Raw genomic sequence first — 15,589 nt, 5'->3', positions numbered from 1 at the left:
TTCCGGAACAGGTTCCCGGCAGTGGCCGGGCCGTGTGAATCAGTCGCGTGCCAGGGCCAGGAATTCGGTACGCAGCGCCAGGTTCGGCTGCAGTTCGCCCAGCATGCAGGAGGTGATCGTTTCCTCGCCCTGGGTGCGGATGCCGCGGCTTTCCATGCACATGTGGCGGCATTTCACGACGACGCCCACGGCCTTGGGTTCCAGCACTTCCATCAGCGCGTTGGCAATTTGCATCGTCATGCGCTCCTGCACCTGCAGGCGCTTGGAAAAGATGTCGACCAGGCGGGTCAGCTTCGACAGGCCGACGATTTTTCCGTTCGGCAGGTAGCCGACGGTGGCCTTGCCAAAGAATGGCGCCAGGTGGTGCTCGCAATGGCTGTAGACGGGGATGCCGCGCACCACGATCAGCTCGTTGTACTGCTCGGCGCCGTCTTCGAATGCCTTGAGCACGGAGACCGGATCCTGGCCGTAACCCGAGGTCCAGTGCTTCCAGGCTTTGCTCACGCGTGCCGGCGTTTCGTGCAGGCCGGGACGGTCCGGATCTTCACCCAGGCTGGCGAGCAGGCGGCGCCAGTCGTTTTCGGTGAATTCTTCTTTGTAAGACATGGAGGAAGCCCTAAAAATACGATTGCCGCCAGTATATAGAAAACGGGGCGATGCAGCCGGACCCTGCCCCTTTATTGAGCAAACCAGACTCTACCGTCGTAACCATGCGCTAGCGTGGACCGTACACCTACCCCATGGAGGCGGCCTATGTTCGGAAGTTCGGTACTGGAACTGGCAATCGGTTTGACGTTTTGTTACGGCACGGTGGCGCTGATCGTCGCCACCGTGCAGGAAGCGCTGGCGGCGGCCTTTCGCCTGCGTGCCAATACCCTGCTCGCAGGCATCAAGAGCATGCTCAACGACCCGCGCTTTTCCGCGCTGGCGCAGCTGGTGTACGCCCATCCGCTGGTCAATCCGCACAGCGACGGCAGCGTGACAGGCGAACGCACCCTGGCCAGCCGCCCATCCTATATCGAGCCGGGGTATTTCGCGATCGCGCTGATCGACAGCATCCAGCAGGTGCCGGGCAATTTCGCGCGCCTCGGGGCCGACATCGATGCCGTGGCCGACCCGCAAGTGCGGCGCGCCCTGCAAGGCTTGTATGCGCGCGCCGGCGGCGACCTCGAGCGCTTCCAGCGCCTCATCGGCGGCTGGTTCGACAATGCGATGCAGCGGCTCTCGGGCAGCTACAAACGGCGCCAGCTGCTGATCTCGTTCCTGATTTCGCTGCTGCTGGCGATCCTGTTCAATATCGACAGCATCGCCCTGTTCCGCACCCTGTGGCAGCAGCCGCAGCTGGCGGCCCACATCGGCGCGGCACCCGCCGCGCTCGACGCCCAGATGCTGCGCCAGCTGTGGGCGTTGCCGATCGGCTGGCAAAGCTTCCCGCCCGTGCTCGACACCGCTTTCGCCCTGCAGGCGGCAGGCTGGATCGTGACGGCTTCGACCACGCTGTTCGGCGCGCCGTTCTGGTTCGACCTGCTGCAGCGGGCCGTACAGTTGCGCAGCACCGGCACCCGTCCCGACGACAGCGTGCAGGTGCCGGTCGCGTCGGTCGCGGTGCCGGCGGCGCGCGACGTGCATGGCGCGCCGGCGCTGCCGGCTGCCGGCGCCTGACGGGGCTTATCTTCCCGGCGGCCGGTGCGCGTCGACCAAAACGCTCGATACCGAGATGTGCGGCACGCGTTCCGGCCATGCGTCGTTCGGCCCGAACCAGCGCGCTTCGGCGATCTCGGTCGGATCGACACGGATCTCGCCGCCGGCGTAATCGGCCGTAAAGGCAATCATCAGCGAGTGCGGGAAGGGCCAGGACTGGCTCGCGAAATAGCGCAGGTTCGTCACCCGCAGTCCTACCTCCTCGTACACCTCGCGGTGCACCGCTTCCTCGATCGACTCGCCCGCTTCCAGGAAGCCCGCCAGTGGCGTAAACCGCTTGGCGGGCGACGCGACGTGCATCGCCAGCAGGAAGGCGTCGTCCTTGCGGATCAGGACCATCATCGCCGGCGAGATGCGCGGATAGGCCAGATGCCCGCACCCGCCGCATTTGAAACTGCGCTCATGCGCCACGCGCGCCATCGGCCGGGCACAGACGCCGCAATAGCGGTGCGTGCGCGCCCATTCCGCGATCTGGGCCGCGCGCCCGGCCAGCCCCAGCATCGCTTCGTCGAGTTCGAACAGGAGCGAGCGCAGGCTGCGCCAGGCATACCCTTGCGGCAAGGCCTCGTTCTCTGTCCAGCCCGCCTGGCAATAGCGCTCGCCGAGCAAACCCACCGGCTGGACCTGGGCCGGGTCGAGCCCCAGCGTGGCCAGCAGCGCGGCATCGGGCAGGGCGAGATCGTGTTCGCGCAACAGCAGGCGCCCGCCGTGGAAGATAAAGGCGAGCGGGTCGGCATGGTCCTGCGGCGCCATCAGCGGCGTAAAGGTCGGGGGCGTGTGCAGCATCGTCGGGTCGCGGTGAACGTGGGTGGTCCATCATACCGCGACCCGGGCCGGTGCGCACCGGCACTACTGCTGGCCTTGCCACTTTCCCTCAGACCGCAATCGCGCGTCCAGGTTTCCTGATTCTTCGGCCGGCCAGACCTGCGTCAGCCGCGCATGGCATGCGCAAACTTAGGGCAGCTCATCCTGCTCAAAGAGGGACTGAATCGCCCATTGCCGCGCCACCCACAGGAGCAGACGATGCACCGCGCCCCGCCGGAGACGTCCGCATGATCCGCGCCTATCCCGGCCGCGCCAGCGTGCTGCCCGGCGAGCGCCTGGTGCTGCACGTGGCCACCGGCAGCCGGCGCTTTCGCGTGCATTTCTACCGCTGGGGCGATGGCTTCCAGGCGATGCACAGCTCGCCATGGCTGGCGGGAGAACGCGCGCGGGAACGCGGCAGCGGCGAGGACTGGGACTGGCCGCCCTACGAATTCGCGATCCCGGCGCACTGGCCCTCGGCCGTCTACATCGCCCATCTCGAGGAAGGGGACGGGCAGCTGCCGCTGTCGCTCGCGCTCGGCTCGGCCGCTGCCCTGTTCGTAGTGCGCGGGCAACGCCGCGGCGGCATGCTGTACAAGCTGCCGCTGGCTACTTACCACGCCTACAACGCCAGCGGAGACGACCGCAACGCGCCCGCTGCAAACGATCCGCCCGGCGCGCGCATCTCGCTGCGGCGCCCGGGCGGCGGGATCGGCGGCCCGACCCGGGGCGCGCCCGATCACTACGACGCCGCCTCCGCGCGCCAGACCTTCGCCCACTGGGATGCGCGCTTCATCCGCTGGCTGGCGCGCCAGGGCTATGCGCCCGCGTTCTGCACCGACCTCGACCTGCATGCCGACCCGGCACTGGCGCTGCGCTACCGCCTGCTGGTGGCGGCCGGGATCGATGCCTGCTGGACCGGACCGATGCGCGACGCGGTCGGGGATTTCATTGCCTCCGGCGGCAACGCGGCCTGGTTCGCCGCGCGCCTGTGCTGGTGGCGCATGCATCTGGCCGATGGCGGCCGCGTGCTCGCCTGGCGCCAGGACGGCCGGTGCGGCGCACTGGAACACTGGTGGCCGGCGAGCGGCGCGGGACGGCCGGAGGATGGCCTGGGCGGCGCCAGCCACCGCCACGGCGGCAGCTGGTGCGAGGGCGCGCGCCAGACCGGCGGCTTCGTCGTCCAGCGGCCCGGGCACTGGGTCTTCGCCGGCACCGGCCTGCGGCGCGGGGACGCGTTCGGTGCCGATACCTGGCCGCCGCTGGCCGGCTACGCCTGCGACGGCGCGCCGCTCGACGCTTTCGAGCGCGCCGGCGGCACGGCGCTGCTGTCGGCCTGGGCCGACGACGACGGCACGCCGGGCAACTACCAGCTGCTGGCAGCCTGTCCGCTCGATGCGCGCTGGCAGGCCTTGCCGCCGCGCGCACGCCACGCCGCCGGCGAAGGCGTGCATGCCGCCACGCTCGGCCTGTTCGAGCGCGGCGGCACCGTGTTCTCGGCCGGTACCGCCGACTGGGCGCAGGTGCTGGCCGACGGGCGCGACCGTACCGTCGAGCGCATCACCCGCAACGTCCTCGACCGCCTGCTGCTGCATTGACCCCATGGAGGAAACCGTGTCCCGGCGTCCGCTCCTGCACCGACTCGAGATCGCGTCGGTCGTCGTCTTCCGCGCGCTGCACCTGGGCGACATGCTGTGCGCCGTGCCGGCCCTGCGCGCGCTGCGCGCGGCGCTGCCGAAGGCGCACATCACGCTCGTCGGCCTGCCATGGGCAAGCCAGTTCGCGCGGCGTTTCCACCACTACATCGACGACTTCGTGGCCTTCCCGGGCCACCCGCTGCTGCCCGAGCAAGACATGCGCCAGGCGGAATTGACGCCCTTCTACGCCGGCCTGTGCGCGCGCCAGTTCACGCTGGCGCTGCAACTGCACGGCAACGGCGCCGTCTCCAACGAGATCGTGGCCGGTTTCGGCGCGCGCGCGATGGCCGGCTACTGCGAAGGCAAGGCCGTCGCGACCGAGCACACGGTGCTGTTCCCGTATGCGGAAGTGGGCGCCGAACCGGACCGCCTGCTGCGCCTGGTCGAACGCCTGGGCGCCAGCGCGGCCGGCGACTACCTCGAATTCCCGCTGGCGCAGGAAGACCGGCAGGAACTCGAGGCCAGCGGGATCGCGGCCGGCCTGGTGCCCGGCAATTACATCTGCGTCCATCCGGGCGCGCGCAAGCGCGACAAGCGCTGGCCGCCGCGCCGCTTCGCCGAGGTGGCCGACCGCCTGGCGGCCGAATTCGGCGTCGGCGTCGTCCTGACCGGCTCGGCCGACGAGGCCGAACTGGCCGACGAAGTGGCCAGCCACATGCTGGCGCGCGCCGTCAATGCCGCCGCGCCGGTCTCGGTCGGCGCCATGGCGGCACTGATGAAGAACGCGCGCCTGCTGGTGTGCAACGACACCGGCGTGTCGCACATCGCCGCCGGCCTGCGCCTGCAAAGCGTGGTCATTTTCAGCCGCGCCGACATCGCGCGCCGGGCGCCGCTCGACCGCGACAGGCACCGCTGCATCTGGGATCCGGACGCGCAACGCACCGCGGCCGTCCTGCAGCATGCGCGCGCGCTGCTGGCCGGCACCGACCCGAACCGGCAGCGCAGGGCGGGACTGTGGCCGTATTGGTAGGTGCGCAACCGGCACCACGGCAAGCGCCCGCCAGGCTCGATCGGCCTGGCTTGACCTGCCTGTCGCATGCCGGCGACAGCTTGCAACTTCCTTGAAATTCGGGTGTACACTTTATGCAAAGCGCAAAACAAGACCGCAGCCTTTTCCCCACTTGGTTTCACCCATATCATGCGCAGCTTTGACAACCCCAGCACGCCCTATCCGCGTCCGCAGATGGTGCGCGAGCAGTGGGCCAGCCTCGACGGCTGGTGGGAATTCGCCTTCGACGACGCCAACGCCGGCTTGTCCGAGCGCTGGTACGACGGACGTGAACTGCCCCGGCGGATCCTGGTCCCTTTCCCCTATCAATCCACGACGTCCGGCATCGGCAGCCGCGAGATCCACGAAGTCATGTGGTACACGCGCAGTGTCGAGATACCCGAGGGCTGGGACAGCGGCGCCCTGCTGCTGAACTTCGGCGCCGTCGACTACCGATCCGACGTCTGGGTCAACGGCCGCGTGGCGGGCCGCAACCGCGGCGGCCATGTGCCGTTCTCGATCGACATCGCGCCCTACCTGAAGCCGGGCACGAACCGCATCACGGTGCGCGTCGAGGACCGCCAGGATCCCTATCAGCCACGCGGCAAGCAGTCCGCGTCCGGCACCCCGGTGCGCATCTATTACTACTGCACCAGCGGGATCTGGCAAAACGTCTGGCTCGAACCGGTGGCGGCGCTGCGCATCGATTACCTGCGCGTTACCGAATCGCGCCCGGACGGCACGCTGGCGCTGAACGTGCACCTGCATGGGCCGTCGAGCGACTGGGAAGCCGAGCTCGACGTGCTCGACGAGCTCGACTCCGAGCAGGTGGTCGCCCAGGCGCGCACCAGCAGCCGCAGCGCCTGCATCGAACTGCGCACCCAGGTTCCCGACCCGCGCCCCTGGTCGCCTGGCGACCCGCACCTGTACAAGCTGCGGGTGCGCCTGCTGCACCGCGGCCAGCTGGTCGACAGCGTCGAGTCGTACACCGGCTTGCGCTCGATCGAACTCAAGGACGGGTGGTTCCACCTGAACGGCCAGCGCATCTTTCTGCTGATGGCGCTCGACCAGGGCTACTGGCCCGACACCCTGCTGGCCGCCCCGAACGACGAGGCGCTGCGCGAGGATGTGCTGTGGGCCAAGCGCTTCGGGTTCAACGGCGTGCGCAAGCACCAGAAGATCGAGCACGAACGCTGGCTCTACTGGTGCGACCGGCTCGGGCTGCTGGTGTGGGAAGAGATGCCGAATGCCCGCTCCTGGTCCGAGGAATCCGAAGAGCGGCTCGAGATCGAGTGGCTGCGCGCGGTGATGCGCGATGCCAACCACCCTTCGATCGTGGCCTGGGTGCCGGTGGTGGAAAGCTTCGGTTTTCCGGAACTCGTGCGCCATCCGCACCAGCACGATTTCCTCGAACGGATGGTGGCGCGCACGCGGCTGGTCGACGCCACGCGCCCCGTCATCGACAACGACGGCTGGCAGCACACGGATGTGACCGACGTGTGCACCATCCACGACTATTCGCACCCGGTCGAGGCGCTGCTGGAACGCTATGCCAGCACGCGCCTGTCCGGCATGCCGCCCGAATACGGCTGGCACAAGGGCAAAGCGCTGTTCCTGCAAGGGGCGCAGTACCGCGGCCAGCCGATCGTGTTTTCCGAGGTGGGCGGCTATCTGCTCGCGCCCGACCAGCCCGAGCGCCGGCGCGACCGCCTCTACGACCACTACGGCAACGTGCGCAACGAGGACGAACTGGCGCAGCGCTACCGCACGCTGATGGAGGGACTCGCCTCGCTGCCTTTCCTGGCCGGCCTGTGCTACACCCAGCTGACCGACGTCGAGCACGAACAAAACGGTTTATTGACCGCCGAGCGCGTGCCGCGCCTGCCGCCGGAACAGGTCGCCGAGCTGCACCGCCGGCTCTGGCCCAACGCCCTGAGTACCCCGCCCGCCCCGGCCGGCGTGTCGGATGCCTGATTACTTCAGCAGGCGCGTGCGGCTGGCAACGACCGCAATGACCAGCGACAGGCCGCCGACATAGCCGATCGCCATCTGCATGCCGACGTGGTGGGCGATGGCGCCGATCACCGGCGGGCCCATCAGCGTGCCGCTATAGGCCATGCTGGCCACGCCGGCCAGGGCCACCGGACCCTGGGCGCCGGCGGCGCTGAACACGAAGGGGAACAATAGCGCCAGGCCGAGGCCGGCAATCGCGAAACCGCCCAGGGCGCAATACGCGTTCGGCGACAGCACGGCGAAGAACAGGCCGGCGGCCGAGAGCAACGCGCCGCAGGTGACCAGGCGCCGGGCACCGAAACGGTGCTTCAGCTTGTCGCCCACCATGCGCGCGATCAGCATCGTGACCGAGAAGCAGGACAGGGCCAGGGGCGCCATGCCGTCGCCCACCTTGAAGTGCTCCTTGAGGAACACGCCGCTCCAGTCGGCAATGCTGCCTTCGGACATCGCGCCGAGGAAGCCCAGCAGACCGAGCAAGACCAGCGGGCCGCGCGGCAGCGCGAATGTCTTCTTTTCCACCGGCTCGGCCGCGTCGTCCATGTCGAGCATCTGGTAGGCGCCGTAGAGCACCAGGGCCAGCGGGATGGCGACCATCGCGAAATGGGTGGCCGGGGCGATGTTGAGGCCGGCCATCAGGCTGCCCAGGGTGGCGCCGACCAGGCCGCCGGCGCAGGCCAGGCCGTGCAGCATCGACATTTCCGACTTGCCGGCCTGTCGTTCGCGCCTGGCGGCGGCGGCGTTCATGGCCACGTCATAGGTGCTGGCGGTGATGCCGAGCATGAGTACGGCCGCCATCAGGCGCGGTACGGTCGGCGCCATGCCGATCGAGACCAGCACGCACAACAGCGCCAGGCCGGCGATCAAGAGCGACTTGCGGGCGCCGAAGCGGCCCATCAGGAAGGACGACACCGGGAATGACATCAGGGCGCCGGCGCCGCCGCACAGCAACACCATCGATAGGGCCGAGTGCGACACCTGGACACGTTCGGCCAGGGCTGGAATGCGGCCGGCCCAGGAACCCATGATCACGCCGAACAGCGCGAACATGGCGGGGAGGGCATGGTGTTGCGCCTGGTCGAAAAGCGGAATGCGCGAGGAAGAAACCGGGGTGGGAACAGCAGGAGCGGTGGGGTGCATTGTTTCCGAGTAAATGTAAATATGCCTGAGCTGCGTGCTTTTTCCGCGAGGGCTCCACTCGCCGGTCCAAGCGTTTCGTCGGCTGTCTTTGTTGACTGCTGTGCCGTTCGTAACTGACTGCTAACAGGGGTCTGAAAAACAAACGCCAACCTGTTTGGCTGGCGTCAAGAAGTGATCGGCGGCAATTTTACGCAAACGTGCGGCGGTTTTTTGTTTGTCGAGCGGAAAAATTTTACCCGCGTTGCATCGTGTTCACAGTCAAAACAGCAAGCTGTTAGTAGAGCGATATGGCCTGTTTACAGCCTTGTATCGTCGCGCTGTATTTTCCTTAGAAAAGAGAAATAATCCGGTTACGGTATGTAAAACCTGTTGCCCTAAGCGGACTCTCCCAAGCGATTGCAACGCTGGGCGGGTGGCGAAAAAAATTGCGCCATCTCACCACCGCCGGCACGCGCTCACGGTAGCGTTAAAGCTTCCAGTAGGAAACTTTTAGGAGAATGCGATGCCGCGTGCGACTTGGCCACTGAGGTTGCCACTGAGGTTGCCACTGAGGTTGACACTGAGGTTGCCCCTATTAATGGCGGGCTTGCTTGCCGGCGCTGCCCAGGCGGCGCCTTACCCGAACGTCTATGGCGCGCCGCCCGAGGTACTGCGCGCTACCGATTGGTATCGCCATTGCCTGCGCGTCAAGAACGAACGGCCGGCGCGCCCGCTGCCCGAGGCCCGGCCTGGTGCAGGCAAACACTGCAACGCCGGGGCCCTGTATCACGAGACCCTGGACCTGCCCGAGGCCAGCAAGGCCGACTGGCAGGTGGTGCATGCCTGCGCGGCGCGCACCCAAGCACATGGGGTGCTGATGATGCTGTATGCGAATGGCGCCGGGATGACGCCGCAGTTCGACCTGGCGCTGAAACACGCGTGCAGCATCCAGAGTCCGGTCGACGAAATGAAGAGCCGGGTCCAGCACCTGCGGCGCCGTGCCAGCGGCGAGGACCGCGCGCCGATCGACGTCTGCGACGATGCGGCGGCCGACATGCGCGGCCAGTGCGCGGCCATGCGCGAGCGCCAGCGCGACAAGTCGCGCGCCGCCCAGCTCGCCGCCCTCGCGCGCGGCTGGAACGCCAAGGAACAGCTGGGCCTGGAGATGGCGAGCAAGGCGGCGCATTATTTCGCCCAGCACCGGGTCGATTACGAGACCGACGCCAGCGGCAACGCCCCCCGCTCGCTCCAGCTCGACGTCCAGGCGGCCGAACTCGACCAGTTCGCGCTCGATGTGCTCGACGCCGAAGCGGGCAAGGCGCCGCGCTTCTCGGAAGCCGAATTCACGAGCCTGGAAGAAAAGATGAATGCGACCTATCGCCAGTTCATGCTGAACCGGCCGGCCGGCACGTCCTACCTGGGCACGATCCGCAAGACCGGCGTCGAAAAGGCCCAGCGCGCCTGGCTCGCCTACCGCGATGCGATGGAGCTGTACGGGTCGATCCGCCATCCGCAGGTGCCGGGTTCCGGCTGGCGCGCCCTGCTCACCGCGCGCCGCCTGAAACAGCTGACCGAGCTCGATAATGCCGCCGCCGGCAGATGATCAGGGTTCGCAACGAAACAGGGGCAGCGCCTCGGCCGGCACATCCTCGGTGCTGAGCAGCACCAGGCGGTGGCTGGCGCGGGTCATCGCCATGTACAGCTTGCGCGCATCGGCCTCGCGCGCGCCGCCCGCTTCCAGGCTCCCCGCCGCCAGCAGGCTTTCCATTCCCAGCAGGAACACGGCCCCGCCCTCCAGGCCGGTGGCCGTTTCCAGGTTCGCCAGGCGCAGGTAAGCGGGGCCGTAGCCGGCGGGCGGACGCTTCTTGTCCTTGTTCAGCCACCACACCCGGTCCGCGCCGAGCGCGCCGCACAGGCGGCGGTACAGCAGTTGCCTGGGCGTGTCGCTGCCGTAGATGACGAGCAAGCTCGACAGCGCCACGCCACGTTCGTGCACCAGCGCGACGATTTCGTTGACGGCGCGGTCGACCGCGTCCTGGGGCGTGTCGACGCGCAGCAGGATCGGGGCGGCGCCCTCTTCCATCCCGGTGAAATCCGGCGCCAGGTCATGCTCGGGATCGGCCTGCACGGCGCGCGCCAGCAGGGTGCCGGCCGTGTGCAGGATCGCTTGCGTGGTGCGGTAGGAACGCAGCAGCTTCTTGGTGCGTCCCGCCACGTCGAGCCCGGCGGTGCGCCAGCTCATGCGGCTCTTCATGAAGCCCTGGTTCGGGTCGGCGCACAGGAACAGGCGTCCCTGCGGCCGCAAGGCCAGTTTCACGGTATGGAACCACGAGGGCGCGAAGAACTGGGCTTCGTCGACCAGGATGTGTTCGTAGCGCTCCAGCGCGCCATGCGCGGGCGCGCGGCAGACCTCGAAGGCCACCGCGCTCCACATGCGCATTCCCTCCCCGCGCAGGTCCTTCGTCACCGCCTCGAACAGTGCCCAGATGTCGCGCCGCTCTTTCGCGCGCAGCGCAAAGCCGCGGCCGGCGCGGCTGGTGTCCATGTACTCGGCTTCGCTGGCGAGCAGCATCTCGTTGAGGAAATCGAACTCCTCGATCAGCTGGTCTTCGCGCAGTTTCAGCTCGGGCCAGCGCGCGCGCAGCGACGCCACCCGGTGCGGCAGGTGCGCCGGGTCGGCCGGCATCGCCAGCTGCGCGCCGTACAACCGCCGCCACTGGCGGTGGATCCAGGCCGAATAGGTCGCGATCTCGAGATTGGGCGGCAGGCGTCCACGGGCGCGGTGCAGGCGTTCGCCGATGTCGGCCACGATCGGCGTGTTGTGGATCAGGACCAGTACCCGTTCGCGCGGATGCATCTCGGCCAGCAGCAGCGCGCGGCTCAGCGCAATGAGGGTCTTGCCGCTGCCGGCCACGCCGTTCACCAGGCGCACCGTCAGGTCGGCCGCCGCCTGCGCCTGCTCGGCGGGCAGCGCCATTTCCAGGTCGAGCTTGCTGGCCCACTCCTGCTGCGGATCGAGGAACAGTCCGCCCAGGCTGGCGCCGTTGCTGCGCTGGAAGCGCTTGCGCGCCACGGTCGGCAGCGCGATGCCCGACTCGGGGAAGAAGCGCATGCGCAGCGCATCTTCCTCGCCTGGGGCCAGCGGCTGCTGCAGCGCCGCCAGGCCGGGCGCGCCGCATTCCTGGAAGCGTTCGCGCGCGAGCAGGCGCACGCCGGCCGCGTCCAGCTGGCCTGCGAGCGCGGCCGCCTCTTCCTCGCCGCAGGCCCACAGCACCAGCAGCAGCGGCAGCGCCGCAGGCAGGGCGGTGCGCCAGGCAGCCAGGCGCAGGTCGAAGGCGGCGCGCGCTTCGCTGGCGAAGAGCTGGCGCGCGTCGAGCGCATCGAAAGGCGTGTCGAGCACGGCCAGCGCCAGCCAGCCGCGCTCCCCGTGTTCGATGAACAGGTCGGGCGCGGCGTGCTCCCCGCGCAGGGGTGTGCGCACGATCGTCGCGTCGTCCAGCGCGTTAAGCACGCGTTTGAGCTGCAGCTGGCGGCCGCTGGCCCGGGTCCATTCGGGAATGAAGAGCGCCATCGCGTCAGCAAGCGATGCGGCGCGCCGCGGCCAGCAGGCTGCGGTAGAGCGCCAGATGGGTCGCCATCGGTTCTTCCACCGCGCCGAACCCGGGTCCCAGCTCGGGGCCGATGATGACCAGCTTCGTCATCGCCCGCGTCACCGACACGTTCAGGCGCTCGGGCTGGAAGAAGAATTCGGCGATCGCCGCCAGGAACCGCGGTTCGCCGGCCGCCAGCGACAGGATGATCACTTCGCGTTCCTGGCCCTGCATGCGCTCGACCGTGTCGGCGACGATGGCGCGCGCCGTGTGCCAGCCCAGGCGCCCGGCCAGGGCCTGGCGCACCGCGCGGCCATGCGCCCGGAACGGCGTGACGACGCCGATCTCGTCCGGCGCCAGGCCGCCCTCGACGGCCGCGGAGCACAGGCTGGCCACCAGTTGCGCGTCGTCCGGATTGCGGCTGCGCGCGCTCTCGTCCAGGGTCGGAATGAAGACCAGGCTGGCCGGGTCGCGCAGGATGGCGTCGAACGGGTCGCCATCCTCGCGCGGGCGCAGCCGCAGCTTGCGCTCGCGGTTCGGCCCGACCGGGCGCAGGCGGTTGTCATAAAAGGCCTTGCTGGGCCAGGCGGCCAGTTCCCGGTTCAGGCGGTAGGTATCGGTCAGCATCACGCTGTCGACATTGTGCGCGGTCAGCTTGGCGAAGATGGAATGGGGAATGTCGTCCAGGATCGAGCGCGCCAGCAGCACCGGCGGCAACTGCTTCTGGTCGCCGATGAAGACGAAGCGGCTGGCGCGCCGCATCGCCATCAAGGCCAGCGGCAGCGTCACCTGGCTTGCCTCGTCGAAGACGACGGTATCGAACTCGCAGTTTTCCAGGCCCTTGCCGCAGGTGGCGAAGGGCGTGGCGCCGATCGCGTAGCCGCCCGCGCCCGGACGGCCATGCCATTCGGCGAAACTGTCGGACAGCATCACGCCCGGCGCCAGGTTGCGGGTCTGGGTCAGGCGCCCGATCTTGGCCACGCGCACGCCCTGGGCGGCGATCTTGTTCAAGGCATTGTTGATCGCCATGTGGGTGTGCGAGGTCACCAGCACCCGCTCGCCGCGCGCGGCCAGCAGGCGCACCGCCAGCGCCAGCACGCGCGTCTTGCCGGTGCCGGGCGGTCCCTGGATGCACGCGACCTGCTCGGCGCCGAGGATCTTGCCGACCGCCTCGGCCTGGGCGGGATTCAGGCCCGCATCCAGGGCGATGCGCTCGGCTTCCTCGAAATCGCGCGGATCGAACTCGTTGCTGATGCGCCCGTCGAGCAGCGGCATCAGGCAGCGGTGCGCGCGCGAGGGCGGGTTTGCCTGGCCGATGTCGTCCAGTACGTCCTGGTAGTATTTGGTCAGGTCGATATCGTCCGGATCGGCATAGCAGGGCGCGCCCGCGGCGTCGTCGAGCACCCTGGCGGCGTGGCGCACGCGCAGCAGCCAGCGCCCCTCTTCCTCGGTCTCGAACACCGCCCCGTGCGCCAGCATCGCGTCCAGGGGGGCGCCGCCGTGCAGGCAGACCAGGTCTCCCTCGCGAAAGCGCGATTCGCCGCCGTCGAGCCAGGCCCAGGCCGTGCCCTTCTCGGGACCGGCCTCCAGGCGCAGGAAGCGCTGGCTCAGGCCGCGCCAGCCGGTCCGCCAGCGGCTGGCGCCAGAGTTCGAGCAAGCGCTCCTGCGCCGCCTCGCGTTCGCGGGCGACGAATTCGCGCACGCCGTCGATCAGGCGCGCATGGCGCCGCTGGCGGGCGCCGGCATCGGCATCGTCTTCCTGCATCATCGGGCGGCTTGTCCTTTCACAGCATGGCTTATACGGCGCGCGCCGCGCCGCCGTCAAGCACGGCGCCAGCGTGTCCGCGCGGCGCGCGGTAGGATAGCAATTTGCGCAACCCTGAGGACCGACCCCATGAGCACATTGTTCGATATCCCGCTGCACCGCCTCGAAGGCCAGGATGCCACGCTCGGCGAATACCGCGGCAAAGTCATGCTGATCGTCAACGTCGCATCGCAATGCGGCCTCACGCCGCAATACGCCGGCCTGGAAAAACTGTTCGAGCAGTACGAGGAGCGCGGTCTCGTGGTGCTGGGCTTTCCCTGCAACGATTTCGGCGCCCAGGAACCGGGCCAGGCGGAGGAGATCGCCGATTTCTGCCAGCGCAACTACGGTGTGCGCTTTCCGATGTTCGAAAAGGTCGAAGTCAACCGCGAGGCGCGCCACCCGCTCTACCGCGAACTCATCGCCGCCCAGCCGCGCGCGCGCCAGGCCGAGGGCAGCACCTTCGGCGACAAGCTGGCCCAGCACGGCCTGAGCCCAAAGAACCCGACCGACGTGATGTGGAATTTCGAAAAATTCCTGGTCGGGCGCAGCGGGCAAGTCCTCGCCCGCTTCGCCCCCGACGTGAAGCCGGACGATCCGGCACTGGTGGCGGCGATCGAGGCGGCGCTGGCTTGACCGGGATTGCTCGTCATCACCGATGTCTCGGCAATATCAATTTAAAGGAGAACGATCATGGCGTATGTCGATGGTTTCGTTATTCCGGTTCCCAAGGCCAGGCTCGATGCCTACTGGGACATGTCCAGGAAATGTGCAGCCATCTGGCGCGAGTCCGGCGCGCTGGAATACCGCGAATGCGTCAGCGATGACGTAAAGCCCGGCAAGCTCACGTCCTTTCCCCAAAGCGTGAACCTGGAAGACGGCGAGGTCGTCATCTTCGCCTGGATCGTCTACGCATCGCGCGCCGAGCGCGACGAGGTCAACGACAAGGTCATGAAGGATCCGCGCATGGCCGATTTCATGAAGCCGGAGAACATGCCGTTCGACGGCAAGCGCATGATTTACGGCGGGTTCGAGATGGTGGTGGACATGTAAGGCAGCCGCAACAGGCTTGCCGCGGTCCCTGATCCAGACGAAAAAAAGGAGCCGACTCATCGGCTCCTTTTTCACCCATTGCGCGCTCGTTGATCAAAATGGTTATGCCCACTAAAAACTGTTGGTACAGATAGCTGTACGAGTACAAAAGCTAAAATTTGAAGGCGTAGAGAGACCAAAACGTGGGTATGTCTTTCGAACGCACAATTTTTAGAGTAAAAATTGCTTAGTACACTGATTTGTGGGTAGAGATTTTTAATTACGTCAGGCTCACTTTAGAGGAACCAATTCGGTGCCAGAGCCTAACCGAACGGCAATGATCTCAGCGAGCGAAGTAAGTTTACGCCGCGCTTGTTGCGATGACTTCAGGGGTTGATCGTGTCCGATGTCGAGCGACAACGACGTTGCAGGATGGCCTGACGGCCATTGGACCAGACCGAGTTTGCGACCCACCCAAAGAATGGCTAAGAGAGCTATGTCGTCTCAAGGGAAGACGGACTGAACTGCGCTGGGCGCTGCAAGTTAAAGGTACAACAATGCCGGAGACCGACGGGTAATTGTACACGATTGTGGTAGGCAGCTTGTTGTACCACTTCATCCCGACTGGTCCTTGAATCGCCACGACTATTGTAGACACTCCTGAGCCATAATATAAGGCACGAGGAGAAGGTATGAGCGGCAAGCGGTACACAGAGGAATTCAAGATTGCAGCAGTCAAGCAGGTAGCCCAGCGTGGGCACCCAGCGAGCGAGGTAGCCCAGCGGCTCGGGGTAAGCATCCATAGCCTGTATGCCTGGACGAAGCGCTACGGCGTGCCCGAGGC

13 protein-coding genes are annotated in these 15,589 nt (G+C 67.4%); 8 read left to right on the top strand and 5 right to left on the bottom strand.

What is annotated here, in order from left to right:
* Positions 1-39 precede the first annotated feature (39 nt).
* The gene (folE, locus tag ACFPOU_RS15120; RefSeq protein WP_379722788.1) at positions 40-606 is read right to left on the bottom strand and encodes a GTP cyclohydrolase I FolE; all 567 of its coding nucleotides are present in this window, start codon (positions 604-606) and stop codon (positions 40-42) included.
* 147 nt (positions 607-753) lie between these two features.
* Between folE and ACFPOU_RS15115 the strand changes: the two genes are divergently transcribed.
* The gene (locus tag ACFPOU_RS15115; protein ID WP_379722785.1) at positions 754-1,662 is read left to right on the top strand and encodes a hypothetical protein; all 909 of its coding nucleotides are present in this window, start codon (positions 754-756) and stop codon (positions 1,660-1,662) included.
* A gap of 6 nt (positions 1,663-1,668) precedes the next feature.
* Here ACFPOU_RS15115 and nudC read toward each other — a convergent pair whose 3' ends face one another.
* Positions 1,669-2,487: an NAD(+) diphosphatase gene (nudC, locus tag ACFPOU_RS15110; RefSeq protein WP_379722782.1), complete on the bottom strand. Its 819-nt coding sequence runs from the start codon at positions 2,485-2,487 to the stop codon at positions 1,669-1,671.
* A 266-nt stretch (positions 2,488-2,753) separates the two neighbouring features.
* On the opposite strand from nudC, the gene ACFPOU_RS15105 reads away from it, so the two are divergent.
* The 3 genes from ACFPOU_RS15105 (at position 2,754) to ACFPOU_RS15095 (ending at position 7,164) form a co-directional block, all read left to right on the top strand.
* Positions 2,754-4,103, top strand: coding sequence for a N,N-dimethylformamidase beta subunit family domain-containing protein (locus ACFPOU_RS15105; RefSeq protein WP_379722779.1), 1,350 nt, complete (start codon positions 2,754-2,756; stop codon positions 4,101-4,103).
* A 16-nt stretch (positions 4,104-4,119) separates the two neighbouring features.
* Positions 4,120-5,172, top strand: a complete 1,053-nt coding sequence (locus ACFPOU_RS15100; protein WP_379722776.1) for a glycosyltransferase family 9 protein — start codon at positions 4,120-4,122, stop codon at positions 5,170-5,172.
* A gap of 168 nt (positions 5,173-5,340) precedes the next feature.
* On the top strand, positions 5,341-7,164 hold the full coding sequence (locus ACFPOU_RS15095; protein WP_379722773.1) for a glycoside hydrolase family 2 protein: 1,824 nt from the start codon (positions 5,341-5,343) through the stop codon (positions 7,162-7,164).
* On the opposite strand, the gene ACFPOU_RS15090 is transcribed toward ACFPOU_RS15095, so the two are convergent.
* Complete coding sequence (locus tag ACFPOU_RS15090; RefSeq protein ID WP_379722770.1) at positions 7,165-8,340, bottom strand: MFS transporter; 1,176 nt, start codon at positions 8,338-8,340, stop codon at positions 7,165-7,167.
* Between the two features lie 577 nt (positions 8,341-8,917).
* On the opposite strand from ACFPOU_RS15090, the gene ACFPOU_RS15085 reads away from it, so the two are divergent.
* Positions 8,918-9,922, top strand: a complete 1,005-nt coding sequence (locus tag ACFPOU_RS15085; protein WP_379722767.1) for a lysozyme inhibitor LprI family protein — start codon at positions 8,918-8,920, stop codon at positions 9,920-9,922.
* On the opposite strand, the gene ACFPOU_RS15080 is transcribed toward ACFPOU_RS15085, so the two are convergent.
* Together ACFPOU_RS15080 and ACFPOU_RS15075 are read right to left on the bottom strand one after the other, a co-directional pair.
* Complete coding sequence (locus ACFPOU_RS15080) at positions 9,923-11,890, bottom strand: DEAD/DEAH box helicase (protein WP_379722764.1); 1,968 nt, start codon at positions 11,888-11,890, stop codon at positions 9,923-9,925.
* Between the two features lie 4 nt (positions 11,891-11,894).
* Positions 11,895-13,388: a DEAD/DEAH box helicase gene (locus ACFPOU_RS15075; RefSeq protein ID WP_379722761.1), complete on the bottom strand. Its 1,494-nt coding sequence runs from the start codon at positions 13,386-13,388 to the stop codon at positions 11,895-11,897.
* Between the two features lie 415 nt (positions 13,389-13,803).
* Between ACFPOU_RS15075 and ACFPOU_RS15070 the strand changes: the two genes are divergently transcribed.
* The 3 genes from ACFPOU_RS15070 to ACFPOU_RS15060 form a co-directional block, all read left to right on the top strand.
* Entirely contained in the window at positions 13,804-14,349 is a 546-nt protein-coding gene (locus ACFPOU_RS15070; protein ID WP_379722757.1) for a glutathione peroxidase, read from the top strand.
* Positions 14,350-14,406: 57 nt separating this feature from the next.
* Complete coding sequence (locus ACFPOU_RS15065) at positions 14,407-14,766, top strand: DUF1428 domain-containing protein (RefSeq protein WP_379722754.1); 360 nt, start codon at positions 14,407-14,409, stop codon at positions 14,764-14,766.
* A gap of 671 nt (positions 14,767-15,437) precedes the next feature.
* Positions 15,438-15,589: transposase (locus tag ACFPOU_RS15060; RefSeq protein ID WP_379722890.1), on the top strand; the 152-nt coding region annotated here is incomplete at its 3' end.

It is taken from the genome of Massilia jejuensis, assembly GCF_042656795.1.
GTDB classification, from domain to species: Bacteria; Pseudomonadota; Gammaproteobacteria; order Burkholderiales; family Burkholderiaceae_D; genus Telluria; species Telluria jejuensis.
The sequence above is the reverse complement of the archived record's forward strand: the minus strand, read 5'-3'. Positions and strand labels throughout refer to the sequence as shown.